We start from the raw sequence: 14,001 nt of genomic DNA, 5'->3' as shown, positions 1-14,001 counted from the left end.
AGTGACTCCTAGGTTGGGCTAACGTCAAACTGCTAAAAACAGATTAGCTAAAAACAGGAACGCCAATCAGCACTGTGTGCAAGTAAAAGGCAAACACCACATACGCTACCAAGCCGACGAGTATGGTAGCAATGGTGGCCATTTTATTAGTGCTAACGGGCGCTGGTGGCGTAAGACGACCACGCTTTTTGGCGGTTTTGAACGCCAGGATAGCCCAGATAAGAAAGGCAGCAAAAAAGATAATATCACCCAAGCGACCGTTGGCCAGCAGGTGAGCAAAAGCCCAGACTTTCACCGCCAGCATCATCGGATGGCCAAGTTTGGCCTTAATCGCGTTATGCGGAATGTATGCCGCCACCAGCATAATAAAGGCCGGCACCATCAGCAGCGCCACCGCATGGCGCATTCCCATTGGCGGGTACCAGATATAGATGGGATCAAGGCGCATCTGGCCAAAACCGTATATAGCAATGGCCAAGCCAACGATGGATACCGCCGAATAGGCGACTTTCCAAGTGGTTTCGCCATGTTTCGCAATCTGCTGCTGACGCCAGTTTTCAGCAAAGATACGTACAGAGTGGCTGCCTAAAAAAATCAGCAGCCCGATAATCATAATCGTCATGGAACAACTCCCAGTGAAAACGCTAGTCGACGGCTTTATGCCTTATAGTCTTGGTCGCTGGAGAGGATGCCACACTCAGCCACCGACCACCTATGCATGGGTCAACTTTTTGTTTCCTGGAGTCGTTCTATGGGGAGACTAAACCCCGTCCTTAAAACCTGTCCTTAAAACCAATGCTTGCGCTTAAATAGCCAAATCATGACACCCGCAATACCCAACATGGCTCCCCAGACAAAAAAGTAGCCATACTGATAACGCAGCTCGGGCATATTTTCGAAGTTCATACCGTAAATCCCGGCAATAAACGTGAGCGGCACAAAAATCGCGGTAATCACCGTGAGCACCCGCATGGTGATATTTAGCTGGTGGGAGGAAATAGAGATATAGCCATCGATTAGGTCACCGCAAATGTCGTAGTACATTTGGGTCAATGTGTAGAGGCGTTCGAAGCGATCCGCTACATCGTTGATGGCGTGCAGGGTTTCGCTCTCTTCCCGCGGTAAATGCTCATAGTCATAAGCGGTGAGTTCTTGGGTAATCCCCTGGTGGTAGCTAAAGATGCGGCGCATTTTAACCAGCCGGGAACGGTAAGTGATGATCTTGCGCATTAGCACATCATTACCATTTTCCAGCAGTTCGTCTTCCAGATCGCTTAACGCCGTTTCGAACTCAAGCAGGCTATCGATATAAAAGCCCGCAGAAATATACATCACCCGCAGCGCGACATGTTCCGGCGAATGGGCCAGCAGGGCTTTACCGTGCTCGTTGAATAGCCGTTCTATGGAGAGCGCTTGGCCGGGATGGAGGGTGACCAGAAATCGCTCCCCCACAAAGAAACAGACCTGTTGAGGCAGATAGTTTAGTTCGGCATCAAAGGAGGAGATGCCACGATAAATAATCAAGGTGTGATTATCAAACTCTTCAATTTTTGGCGGATGGCGCTCTTTGTGGGCATCTTGAATCGCCATGGGGTGAAACTCAAACGCCTCTAAAATCGCCCGCTCGCTTTGTTGGGACTCGCCCTGCATATCGATCCAGATATGGCTGCCAGGCGTCGTCTGCCAGACAGCCAACAGGCTTTCATCCCCCTCGTGGGTCTCACCTTCAGGGGTAGTCAGAAGAGTTCGAATCATGGATGTCCTTGCGAATAGCTAGCGTTAAGTAGGCTAACAACACACTCACCAGCGTTGAGGCGATTAACGCCCCGACGAATGGCCCCAAGGTAGGGACACTGCCCGGAAAACTGGCGGCCACCATCCCGGCGACCAAGCTTCCTTGGCTTAACCACCCTGGGAGAATGGCACCCAGCAGCCCCGCGATGCCACCTACAATGGCGGCCAGTGGCGTCATTCGTTGCCACAGGCCCAACAGCACAGGTACCACAATGGCAGCACACAGCAGGTCGGCAATCAAAAACAGACGCAGTACTGACAACCCCTGCAAGGCAATTAATACCACCGGTACCATTACTACCACTGTCACCCAGCGGGCAGCCACCAGTGATACGCCCTGCTGCTCGCTGCGCGCGACCACCAACGAGGCAATACCATTTTGCAGCGTATCAACGCTGGAGGCCACCAAGGTCACCGCTAATACCAAGGCGGGTAGCGTCAGCCAAACAGGAGCATCACTTAACAGGGCAAAAAATGGCATCGGCGGCTCGCCTAATGGCACACCACTCATCGCGGCCAATACACCTAGACCACCAATCACCATGATGACGACTACCGTCATTGCGCCACCTAACCATGCCCCGCGCCCCAGGCTTTGATCGTCTTGAGCGGCCCACACGCGCTGCCAATAGCCTTGATGGAAGAGATTGGCCGCGGTAACCGCGATCACTAGCGTTAACGCTACGCTGAGCGCACTGGTGATGGGAATGGCAGGAAGCGCAGCCTCGTTGGGAATAGTGGGAAGCCGCCATAGGGCCATGCCACCGACCACACACAGCAGTACCAGTAACAACCACGCCTGCCAACGGTCAGTGGCAAGGCTGGCCCGTAGACCACCTGCCGCAGTATAGATGAGCGTGGTAAGCGCCACGCCAATAATCACCAGTGCGGGGGGCACATCGGAAAGCAGCGCGGTAATGGCGCCAATAGCGGTTAGCTCGGCAGCTAAAAAGCACGCCATATAGGCGATTGATACCAGCGTTACCCAGCGCCTTACACCAGGGCCATAGCACGCTTCGGCAAACTCGGCGATGCTGCGCCCCTCGGGCAGCGCCCGGCGAATCTTCGGCCCATACAGCCCCAAGACGATAAACGGCAGCGCAGAGCCTAATGCATAGCCTGCCAGGGCCAGCGGGCCAACAAAGGCGCCGATTTCAGGAGGAGCAAAGAGAATCCATGCGCCCATGCCGGAGGCAAGGAAGGAGAGCCCCAGGGTAGATGCCGTTTGCGAGTTACGGGCGGTGACATAGTCATCAAGTGGGCCATTCACCCAGCGAGCCCGGAGGCCTAAGTAAGCAAAGCAGCACAGCGCCGCACCAAGCACGGCTAACGTTAGGTAAAGCATGTCGCACTTCCTCCGCCGGTACGAACCGGATCAGGTTCCAGGGTCTGCGTAGCCGCATCTCAGCCCTTTTATGCAGGGCTCCCCTGGCGACAGTGAATGTAGGTGTTTTGCTAAGCGCTTTTTCTAAGTACGTTTTTGGGTACTTTTCGAAGCGCTGTCTCAAGAACTATTCTCAATCAAAATCATAGCTTAGTAAAGTTAAGGTGCGCTGGTCGCCTCTTAGCGAGGCACTCGCCCCATCAGGTAGAACTCCTCATTGGGTGGCGTACCTGCCAGGGTAACCAACCGATTCGACAAGCCAAAAAACGCCGCGATCGCGCCTATATCCCAGCAATCCTCTTGGCTAAAGCCTACTTCCAGCAGGCGGGCAAGCCATTCATCAGTCATTTCACCCACATCGATGGCACAGTGCATGGCGAAATCGAGCATCACCCGGTGGCGCTCGCTAATCGGCGCCACCCGATGGTTGATCGCCACTTGGTCAGCGAGTAGCGGGTCTTTACTGTAAATGCGCACCAGTGCCCCGTGAGCAACCACACAATATAGGCAGCGATTACGTGCGCTGGTAGCCACTACAATCATCTCTTTTTCGGCTTTGGTGAGGGTATCTGATTCGCGCTCCATCAACGCATCGTGATAGGCAAAAAAAGCACGAAATTCAGCAGGGCGATGGGCCAACATCAGAAAGACATTGGGCACAAAACCCGCTTTACCCTGAACGGTCAAAATGGTATTGCGAATATCGTCAGGCAGGTCATCCAATGTTTCAGGCACGTTAAAACGACTTAATGATGAAGACATGCTCACCTCTTTCTTGTTAAGTTTAGCCATCTCATAAAAACGGCTTAGCGGTTGTGTAACAAAAAGCTGAATTAAGAGGCTTTTATTCAGCCGCCCTACTCGCCATACTGAAGATTCGTTCTGTGACAAAAAAACATGCGCTACTCTTAATAAACAGTTCGTTCAAAGGGACACTGTCATGAGCCATAACGAAGCCAAGGAACATACCCCCGGTCGTCTAAACGAGCTGTTTACTGACCCTTACCGAGCATTTGAAAATGATACCGATGAGCGTCAGCTGCACATTCGTATAATGCTGCATATGCTGCTTGCCCGCCCAATGACACGGGGTCAAATGACACTTCGCGTCATTCATGGCTGGGAAAATGGCGGCTGTGAGCCCGAAGACCTCCAGCATGTCGACTATACTCTTGATGGCGTTCCTGACTTTAAGCGCGCTGTACAAGATTTTGAACACGCTTCTAAGCACAACACGCCGTTACCTGCCGACAACAGCGCCATTCTTGCCGCCCCGCTTGCCAATGCAATTGCAGACGCCGAAGCCGAAGGGCAAGACCTTACCAACGATATTCGCGAGACCCCTGCGCGCTGGCCAGCCTTTGAGGGTGGTTTGGCACTATATACGCTGTTTAAAATGTACCATCGGCTGATTTATGGCGAAGATGACACCTACCGCTGCACGCAGTGTGTAACTCCGCTGGGAATGCGCGAAATACATGAGTTTCACCTTGAAGAGGGTGAGTTTGCTCTGCTCGTCCCCCCCGCTGAACACTTTATGGGTAAGGAGTCGCTGTTAGTATTGCATGAAAGCCAGCTCGGCCCCATTGAACAGCTGCTTGAAGAGAGCCTTCCGCTGTTTGACAACTTTTAAGCCAGCCACCTGGCTTGATCTGCCAAGCGGTTAACCGACCTCGTTAGCAACTGGCCCCGCTTAAGCGGAGCCAGTTAGCGCCACTTTTTTAACCCAGCGAAATCGTGCTATTAATACCGCTGGAAACATTCTCGGGTTCAAACCAACGTGCCGTTACGGTTTTTGTTTGTGTCCAGAATGCAATCGCCTGCTTACCATTGGGCCCTAAATCGCCCAGCTTTGAAGCCCTTGACCCGGTGAAACTAAAGTAAGCGACCGGTACGGGGATTGGCACGTTAATACCAATTTGTCCAACATCGATATCGGTTTCAAACCGGCGCGCTACCCAGCCTGAGTTAGTAAAGATGGAGGTACCGTTGCCGTTGGGATTGGCATTGATAAAGGCAATCGCCTCATCCAGGGTTTCAACACTGACCACACACAGCACGGGGCCAAAAATCTCTTCGCGATAAATGGTCATATCGGCGGTTACATCGGCAAACAAGGTCGGCCCCACGAAGTTACCGTTGGGGTAACCCTCTACCTGAACCTTGCGACCATCAACCATCAGTTTGGCGCCCTCTTTCTCCCCTGCATCGATTAAACGTAGTACACGATCACGGGCAGCAGGTGACACCAGCGGGCCCAAGTCCGCATCAAGCTGAGTGCCTGGGCCTACTTTCATTGCTCGCGCCGCATCTACTATATCGCTTAGCCACTCGCGTGCCTCGCCGACAAGCACCACTACCGAGTTCGCCATGCAGCGTTGGCCCGCAGCGCCAAAAGCTGAGCCCAGCAGGTTGTTGATCGCTTGACTACGGTTAGCATCAGGCATAACCACACAGTGATTCTTGGCGCCCATCATCGCCTGCATGCGCTTGCCCGCCGCTGCTGCACGGTTATACAGCAGCGACCCCACATGGGTAGAGCCGATGAACGAGAGCGCTTTGATATCCTGATGATCGGCAATTTGATTGGCCACGTCCGGGCCACCGTGCACTACGTTGAGCACGCCCGCTGGGATACCCGCTTCATGGGCTAGCTCCACTAAGCGCATGGTGGAGCTGGGATCCTGTTCGGAGGGCTTAAGCACAAAGGTATTTCCGGTGGCAATCGCCAGCGGGAACATAAAGCAGGGCAACATAATCGGGAAGTTAAAGGCGGTAATCCCAGCCCCCACCCCCAGCGGTTGGTGCATGGTGTAAACGTCTACCTCGTTGGCAGCGTTTTCAGCTAATTCACCCAACTGCAACGAAGTAATCGAACAAGCGTGCTCTACCACTTCCAGACCACGACCCACTTCGCCTTCCGCATCGGGCAGGGTTTTACCGTGCTCTTCAGTAATCAGTGCCGCGAGTTCAGCGGTATTGTCGCGAATCAGCGCTTGCAGCTTGAGCATAATGCGCATGCGCTTCCCCAGCGGCACTTTACGCCACTCCTTGAACGCTTCTTTGGCACTACTGATAGCGCGTTCTACTTCGTCAGCGGTACAGAACGGCACTCGAGCCACTACTTCTTGCGTCGCAGGGTTGACCACGTCGCGCCACTCCTGGCTCTGTGACTGGACGGGCTGGCCATCGATATACATGGGAATTTCGCGAACGGACATAGCGTTGCTCCTATTTATGGTTGTGGTTGTTATGGTTGCGAGTATTAAAAAAAGCTGTTTTTAAAACGCATCGCGGTAAGACAAGTACACAGGGTATAGCAGCAAGTTGACGTTAACGTCAACCAAGTATCTCATGAGTAAACAAAATCTACGCCAGAACGTCAATTAGCCTTTTCATTGTGGCACCGCGCTGGCTATGCTTCGGCTAATCAGTGTGCCGCAGGCTTGCGGATCGCCCACGGCGAAAGCTCGTGTTTAAACACAGGGAATTATCTATGCAGACCTTTCACTGCCGCTGTGGCAATCCGCTGTTCTACGAAAACACCCACTGCCTTGCCTGTCAGTCAGAAGTAGGCTGGTGCCCTGCTTGTAGCAATATCGTGGCCATTGAGCCCTTGGATAACGGCGGCTATCGCTGTACCCACCCGGGTTGCGATACAGCGCTAATGAAGTGCCACAACTACGCTGTTGAAAACGTATGTAATCGGCTGGTGGTGATGGAACACGGCCAAGCGGACACGCTCTGCGACTGCTGTCGTTACAACGAAGTAATACCCGACCTCAATATTGCAGGCCACCGTGAGCGTTGGGCGGCACTAGAGGCTGCTAAACGGCGCCTTTTTCATACTCTGGATCTACTTAAACTTCCCCACGGTACCAAAGACGACGACATTGCTGTGCCGTTAAGCTTCTCATTTATGGCTGATGCCCTCCCCGACCAGGGCTTATGGCGTTCCACCGCCAAGCCAGAGAAGGTGTATACCGGCCATGCAGCAGGGCATATCACCATCAACATCAAAGAAGCCGACGACGTTGAACGCGAGCGCTTGCGGGTCGACATGAACGAATCCCATCGCACATTAATTGGTCATTTCCGCCATGAAATCGGCCACTACTATTGGGATGTATTGGTTAAGGATCGCGATGAAGAGAATTGCCGTGCGGTATTTGGCAATCACCACCGGCCAACCTATGCCGAAGCGTTAGAGCGCTACTACCAGCAGGGGGCGCCCAGCGACTGGCCTAATCGCTTCATCTCTGCTTACGCCACCATGCACCCCTGGGAAGATTTTGCTGAAACATTTGCCTACTACTTGGATATGGTCGCCGTGCTGGATACCGCACTGCACATGGGCATTACCCCCGTTGAGTACGACGGCAGTCTGGAGAGCATGCTGATTGCCTTTCATCAGGTAGGGATGGCAGTGAATGAGCTCAACCGGGATATGGGCCTGCTCGATTTGGCCCCAGGAGTGCTTGCCCCAGCGGTGCGCGAGAAGCTGACGTACCTGCATCGAATCGTGCAGGCCGCCAGCCCGCTAGAGCGCGACTCCCCCACTGGTTAGTCGTTATCGTTATCCCCTGCGTGGCTTTGACTCTGGCTCTGACTCTGGTTTTGGGTAACGCGGGGCACGCTGTCGTCATTCACAAAGTAGGTTGCGCTAAGCGTATCGTGGATAGCGGCAAAGCCGATCTGAAGTTCGTCGATAAACAGGTGCAGCTTGCTGGGTGAGTGGGCCAGCGCTTGAATATCGGCATCCACCACATCGGCGCGCACCAGTGAAACGGTCGCTGCCGGTCGATCCTGTCTTGGCAGTAGCGTCAGCTCATGGCCCAGCGTCTCCAAGCTGCAGGCAATGGAGCGTGGCAGATTAGGATCTTGCAGCAAAAAGCGCAGCACATCCGGGCCCCGAACGCGTAAGCGTACCTGCTGACGGTACATTTGGTAGGCGGTGAGCGATTTGAGTACGCTCATCCACTGCAGGTTTTCAAACGGCAGCAGCTCTTCAGGGTTTTGCGGCAGCAGGCTGGCAGAGCGCACATCCACAATACGGGTAGTCATATCGGCCCGCTCTAACTGACGCCCCAGCTCAATAAAGGTACGCGCAGGGCCATGGCTTAACGTGCCTTCAATCAGGCCTGTCAACGCCTGGCAGCTACGGATGACGCTTTTGAGAAAGCTATCGCGACGGCGTGGACTAACGCCGTTTTCGGCATGATCGGCCACGCTCAGATAGAGCTGGTTAACCTCTTCCCAAATCTCCCGAGGCACCACATCCCGAGTGGTTCTGAGGTTCTCACGGGCACTGGCAAGCGCAGAGATAATCGAAATATCATTGTCAGTATCAGCGCATAAAAAGTGCACCACATTGCGTTCATCAAAGTCTTTATGGCGTGCGGTAAAGGCTTCCAGACTGCCGGTCATTTCGATAAGCGGTGCCCAACCTAACGGCAGGCGCCCCGGCAAATCGAGCATAAGGTGGCTATTGACACTCAGCAAACGGGCAGTGTCTTCCGCACGTTCAATATAGCGCGCCATCCAGTAGAGGTTCTCTGCAACGCGTGACAGCATGGCGTTAGGCTCCTTTCACCGCGGCCGCTGCCGCCTTGTCGTCGGTTTCTACAATCCAGGTGTCTTTACTGCCACCACCTTGAGAGGAGTTCACCACCAGCGACCCCTCTATCAATGCCACGCGGGTGAGGCCACCGGTGGTAACGTGGATTTCAGGTCCAGAGAGTATGAAAGGGCGTAAATCCACATGGCGCGGCTGCGGTAATCCATTCGCTAGCGTAGGCGTGGTCGACAGTGCCAGGGTAGGCTGAGCCATATAGTTGCGCGGGTTCGCCTTAATCAAACGGGCAAACTCTTCGCGGGTCTCTTTGGTTGAGCGTGGGCCAATGAGCATACCGTAGCCCCCCGACTCATTGGCCGGTTTCACTACCAATTCATCCAGGTGGTCGAGTACATAGCGGCGATCGTCCTCGAACATACACAGGTAGCTGGGCACGTTGGGGATCAGCGGCTCTTGATCGAGGTAGTAGCGAATCAACGCGGGAACAAAGGCGTAAACGACCTTATCGTCCGCCACGCCAGCCCCCGGCGCATTGGCAAGTGCTACTTTCCCCGCCCGCCAGGCGCGCATTAGGCCCGCCACCCCCAGCATGGATTCCGGGTTAAATGCTTCCGGGTCGAGAAACTCATCGTCTACACGGCGGTAAATAACATCGACCCGGCGTAGCCCTTCCACGGTGCGCATGTACACCACATCATCGTCATCAACGAGTAGATCACTTCCCTGCACCAGCTCGACGCCCATTTGCTGGGCAAGATAGGCGTGCTCAAAATAGGCAGAGTTGTAGATCCCGGGGGTCAGTACCACTACCTGGGGGTCATCACCTGGCCTTGGCGACATCGCCGCCAGCATGTCGTAAAGCTGAGCCACATAGTCATCAACGGGCAAAATCTTGCCTGAGGCGAACAGCTCCGGCAGTACCCGCTTGGTGACATTGCGGTTTTCCAGCATGTAGGAGACACCGGAAGGAATGCGTAAGTTATCCTCCAGCACGTAGAGCGTCCCGTCGCCATCGCGCACCAGGTCAGAGCCACATACATGAGCCCATACGCCGTGAGGGGGGTTAATGCCAACACACTGGGGGCGGAAATTAACCGATTGTGCCAGCACCTCGGCGGGCAATACTTTGTCCTTAATGACTTTTTGATCATGGTAAAGGTCATCGATAAATAGATTCAGCGCCTGCACGCGCTGCTTAAGGCCTGCCTCGGTTTTACGCCACTCACTGGCGGGAATGATTCGCGGCACAATATCAAAGGGCCAGGCACGGTCAATCATCGCGCCTTCAGAGTAGACGGTGAAGGTAATCCCCATGGTACGAATAGCGATCTCCGCCGCGGTTTTTCGCTCCGCTAACTCCTCGGCGCTAAACCTTGCCAACATGTTGCACAATTCACCCGCTGACTCGCGTGGCTGACCGGGAGCGGCCATCAGCTCATCGTAGTAATCACGACACGCATAGTTATTCCAATTCACTTGGCTCATGGGCGCTCTCCTGGCGCGGGGGTGGAAGCGGCAACTTCCTCAATGCTCAGTGTAGGCCTGCCGCGTGCAAAACAATCAAACAAATGAGAGCAAAATGCGTACCATCTTTTGCGATATTTCAACGTTCACTTACTTAAACGCCGCTTGACAGAGAGCACGAGAAAATTAAAGCGCTTTTATGCGCCGCATTGGTGCATAAAAGTGGCGTCAAATTGGTGCACAAAGCGCTTTCCACTTTAGTTAAACGTCTTAGTTAAGATAGCGGCTGCAAAAAAGTAAAAGTGGAACGATACTTGCGAAACGTTCGGTTATTCCTTAACCCAACCGACCAGCCGGTTAATAACGGTTCTTTTGAGGGTGGCTCATGACCATTCGCGTTGCCTTGTATCATCGTACGACTTACCACTTTGACCGCCCGGTGCGTCTTTCGCCCCATGTTATTCGACTGCGCCCAGCGCCCCACTGCCGTACTCATATCGAAGCGTACTCGCTCAAACTCTCCGGCGATGACCACTTTTTAAACTGGCAACAGGATCCGTTCGGCAACTTCAATGCTCGCGTGGTGTTCCCTGAACCGCGCCAAGAGTTAACCATTGTCGTCGAGCTAATCGTCCCGATGACGGTGATTAACCCGTTCGATTTCTTCTTGGACGACATTGCGCAAACGATTCCCTTTGCTTACCCAGAAGCGCTGCGCCAAGAACTAAGCCCCTATCTTGAAATAACCGAATCAGGGCCACGGCTGATGGAGTGGCTCAAAGCCGTTCCCCGTGAACCGACTACCACCGTCGATTTTCTGGTCGCGCTTAATCAACGCCTGCAGAATGACATCGGTTACCTAGTGCGCCTGGAGCCCGGTGTCCAGAGCTGCGAAGAGACGCTGACACTCGCCAGCGGCTCCTGCCGCGACAGTGCCTGGCTGCTGGTGCAAATTTTCCGCCATCTGGGCCTCGCCGCTCGTTTTGTGTCCGGCTATCTCATTCAGCTCAAGTCAGATGTTAAAGCGCTGGACGGCCCTAGCGGCAGCGAGGTGGACTTCACCGACCTGCACGCCTGGACCGAAGTCTTCCTGCCAGGCGCTGGCTGGGTAGGCCTTGACCCCACCTCAGGCCTGTTCGCTGGCGAAGGACACATTCCGCTCGCCGCCACTCCGACGACGGGTAGCGCTGCGGCCATCACCGGGTTCTCGGATAAGTGCGAAGTCACCTTTGATGTGACCATGGAGGTCGAGCGCATCCATGAAGACCCAAGGGTCACCAAGCCCTATAGCGATGAACAGTGGCGGCGTATCTGCGCGTTGGGCGACCAAGTGGACGCTGAACTCTTGCAGCAGGACGTACGCCTTACTATGGGGGGCGAACCAACGTTTGTATCCGTCGATGATATGGAGAGCCCTCAGTGGAATACCGAAGCGTTAGGTGAGCATAAGCGCGAACGCGCCGAGGCACTGCTAACCCGGCTGCAAGCCGCCTATGCGCCCGGCAGCGCTATTCAGCAACAGCAGGGCAAATGGTACCCCGGTGAACCGTTACCGCGCTGGGCGCTGGCCTGCTATTGGCGGAAAGATGGCGTGCCGCTATGGCGAGATCCAAAATGGCTAGCTTGTATGGAAGGCGCCCCCAAGGTAGCCGTGGATGACACCACTGCCCAACGCTTTACCAAAGCACTTAGCGAACGCCTGGGCGTGGCTGAGCGCTACTGGATTCCGGCGTATGAAGATGCCTACTACTACCTCTGGAAAGAGCAATCGCTGCCGGTCAATGTCGACCCACGCGAAGCCAATCTCAAAGATGACGCCGAACGCCACCGTTTAGCTCGTTTATTGGAGCAGGGGTTAGACGAAGTCGTTGGCTACGCCCTGCCGCTGCGCCACTCGATCAGTCAAGCTTACCGCTGGGAGAGTGGCCGCTGGCCACTCAAGCGCGACCACTTATTTCTGGTACCCGGCGATTCGCCCATGGGCCTACGTTTACCGCTTTCAGCGCTGCCCTGGACTGCCCCAGAGGAGCAGCCGCAGCCTGAATCGCTGTTCGCTCCTCGGCCTGAGCTGGGTGATATTCACGGTGAAGTTGCCCGCCGCAACGCCGAACAGCTGCATATCAGTGATGCCGAACGCTTGGGGCGCTCAAGCCACCCGAGCCCATCACACCCCGAGGGCGAATCCGTTCAACAGCAGCCCCAGGCAAACAGCGATAGGGAAAGTAATGTTATTCACACCAGCCTATGTGTGGAGCCACGGGATGGTCGCCTAAATATTTTCCTGCCCCCGCTGACCGGCTTAGAGCACTACCTTGACCTACTTAGCACCGTTGAGGAGTGCGCCAAGGAACTCGCTTGCCCGGTCATGATAGAGGGCTACTCGCCCCCTCGGGATCCGCGTCTGGAAAATTTTATGATCACCCCCGACCCAGGCGTGATCGAAGTGAATATTATGCCTGCGGCCAGTTGGCAAACCCTGGTGGCACAAACCGAACGGCTTTACGCTGAAGCACGGGAAACCCGCCTGGGCACTGAAAAATTTATGCTCGATGGCCGCCACACCGGTACCGGCGGTGGCAACCATGTCACCCTGGGCGGGTTGACGCCTGACGATTCACCGTTTTTGCGTCGTCCGGACCTGCTCGCCAGTTTAGTCACCTACTGGCAGCACCACCCGAGTCTCTCTTACCTGTTTGCGGGTCTGTTTATTGGCCCCACCAGCCAGGCGCCGCGGGTGGATGAAGCTCGCCATGAAGCCCTCTATGAGCTGGAGATCGCCCTACAGCAAATGCCCGAAGGCGAAGTGGTGCAGCCCTGGCTGGTCGATCGCTTATTGCGCCACCTGCTCACCGACTTAACCGGCAATACTCACCGCGCCGAATTCTGTATCGACAAACTCTACTCGCCGGATAGCGACAGCGGTCGCCTCGGCTTACTGGAACTACGCGGCTTTGAGATGCCACCCCATGCCCGCATGGGGCTGATGCAGATGCTGCTGATCCGCGCACTGGTAGCCCGCTGCTGGAAAACGCCCTACCGAGCCAAACCGGTGCGCTGGGGCAGCGCCTTGCAGGATCGCTGGATGCTTCCCCACTACCTCTGGAGCGACCTTGACGACGTGCTGGGTGACTTGCGCCACCACGGCTTCGATTTTGATCTAGAGTGGTTCGCCCCCTTCCTGGAGTTTCGCTTCCCGCTGCACGGACGCTTGCACACCCCCATGCTGGATATTGAGCTGCGCCAAGCCATCGAACCCTGGCATGTATTGGGCGAAGAGGCCTCAGCTGGCGGCACTGCCCGCTACGTGGATTCCTCAGTGGAGCGCCTGGAAGTCAAGGTGAGTGGCATGAGCGGTGACCGCTATGTGGTGACCTGCAACGGCCGCCGGGTGCCCCTTTCAGCTACCGGCAGAAACGGCGAAGCGGTGGCCGGGGTGCGTTACCGCGCTTGGCAGCCGCCCTCGGCGCTGCATCCGCAGATCCCCATTCACGCGCCGCTGGTGTTTGATGTGATCGACACCTGGAACCAGCGCTCAGTCGCGGGCTGTACTTACTACGTAGTGCACCCCACAGGGCGTAATTTCGATACCTTCCCGGTCAATGCGTTTGAAGCCGAAGCGCGAAGACTGGGGCGTTTTAGTGACAGCGGCCATAGTCATGGCCATCAGGTTCCCAAGCTGGAAACCCCCAGCCTGGAACTGCCGCAGACCCTCGACCTGCGCTGGACGCCTAGCTAATGCTTTTCTCTTAGCGACTAGTGCAGGATAATCCGCCTCCTACTGCTT

The 14,001-nt window shown here is 55.2% G+C and carries 10 protein-coding genes and 1 riboswitch; of the genes, 3 read left to right on the top strand and 7 right to left on the bottom strand.

Annotation, left to right across the window (positions count from 1 at the left end; translation table 11 throughout):
* Positions 1-43: 43 nt before the first annotated feature.
* The 4 genes from AC4EYZ_RS19700 to AC4EYZ_RS19685 all read right to left on the bottom strand — a co-directional run bounded on the left by AC4EYZ_RS19700 (position 44) and on the right by AC4EYZ_RS19685 (position 3,940).
* Entirely contained in the window at positions 44-622 is a 579-nt protein-coding gene (locus tag AC4EYZ_RS19700; protein WP_474191945.1) for an NnrU family protein, read from the bottom strand.
* A 164-nt stretch (positions 623-786) separates the two neighbouring features.
* Positions 787-1,755, bottom strand: a complete 969-nt coding sequence (gene corA / locus AC4EYZ_RS19695; RefSeq protein ID WP_141440832.1) for a magnesium/cobalt transporter CorA — start codon at positions 1,753-1,755, stop codon at positions 787-789.
* Entirely contained in the window at positions 1,727-3,139 is a 1,413-nt protein-coding gene (locus AC4EYZ_RS19690) for a sodium:solute symporter family transporter (RefSeq protein WP_474191944.1), read from the bottom strand. Before AC4EYZ_RS19690 ends, corA begins: the two co-directional genes overlap by 29 nt.
* A riboswitch (TPP riboswitch) is annotated at positions 3,129-3,234 on the bottom strand. (Overlaps the previous gene by 11 nt.)
* Before the next feature lie 124 nt (positions 3,235-3,358).
* Entirely contained in the window at positions 3,359-3,940 is a 582-nt protein-coding gene (locus tag AC4EYZ_RS19685) for a peroxidase-related enzyme (RefSeq protein WP_027960035.1), read from the bottom strand.
* 178 nt (positions 3,941-4,118) lie between these two features.
* Here AC4EYZ_RS19685 and AC4EYZ_RS19680 point away from each other — a divergent pair, with 178 nt between their 5' ends.
* On the top strand, positions 4,119-4,811 hold the full coding sequence (locus AC4EYZ_RS19680; protein ID WP_009288215.1) for a hypothetical protein: 693 nt from the start codon (positions 4,119-4,121) through the stop codon (positions 4,809-4,811).
* Between the two features lie 88 nt (positions 4,812-4,899).
* Here AC4EYZ_RS19680 and AC4EYZ_RS19675 read toward each other — a convergent pair whose 3' ends face one another.
* Complete coding sequence (locus AC4EYZ_RS19675; protein WP_009288214.1) at positions 4,900-6,399, bottom strand: CoA-acylating methylmalonate-semialdehyde dehydrogenase; 1,500 nt, start codon at positions 6,397-6,399, stop codon at positions 4,900-4,902.
* A gap of 275 nt (positions 6,400-6,674) precedes the next feature.
* Between AC4EYZ_RS19675 and AC4EYZ_RS19670 the strand changes: the two genes are divergently transcribed.
* Complete coding sequence (locus AC4EYZ_RS19670) at positions 6,675-7,745, top strand: zinc-binding metallopeptidase family protein (RefSeq protein ID WP_457547213.1); 1,071 nt, start codon at positions 6,675-6,677, stop codon at positions 7,743-7,745.
* Here AC4EYZ_RS19670 and AC4EYZ_RS19665 read toward each other — a convergent pair.
* Together AC4EYZ_RS19665 and AC4EYZ_RS19660 are read right to left on the bottom strand one after the other, a co-directional pair.
* Positions 7,742-8,752, bottom strand: coding sequence for an alpha-E domain-containing protein (locus tag AC4EYZ_RS19665; protein ID WP_009288212.1), 1,011 nt, complete (start codon positions 8,750-8,752; stop codon positions 7,742-7,744). The two genes, AC4EYZ_RS19670 and AC4EYZ_RS19665, sit on opposite strands and share 4 nt — an antisense overlap.
* A gap of 4 nt (positions 8,753-8,756) precedes the next feature.
* A complete protein-coding gene (locus AC4EYZ_RS19660; RefSeq protein ID WP_009288211.1) occupies positions 8,757-10,238 on the bottom strand; it encodes a circularly permuted type 2 ATP-grasp protein in 1,482 nt (493 codons plus the stop codon).
* Between the two features lie 364 nt (positions 10,239-10,602).
* Here AC4EYZ_RS19660 and AC4EYZ_RS19655 point away from each other — a divergent pair, with 364 nt between their 5' ends.
* Positions 10,603-13,953 (top strand): transglutaminase family protein, encoded by a 3,351-nt coding sequence (locus AC4EYZ_RS19655; protein ID WP_490203972.1) that lies wholly within the window; start codon positions 10,603-10,605, stop codon positions 13,951-13,953.
* Positions 13,954-14,001 lie beyond the last annotated feature (48 nt).

The sequence above is a fragment of the Vreelandella sp. 162(4c) genome, assembly GCF_058152265.1.
The sequence above is the reverse complement of the archived record's forward strand: the minus strand, read 5'-3'. Positions and strand labels throughout refer to the sequence as shown.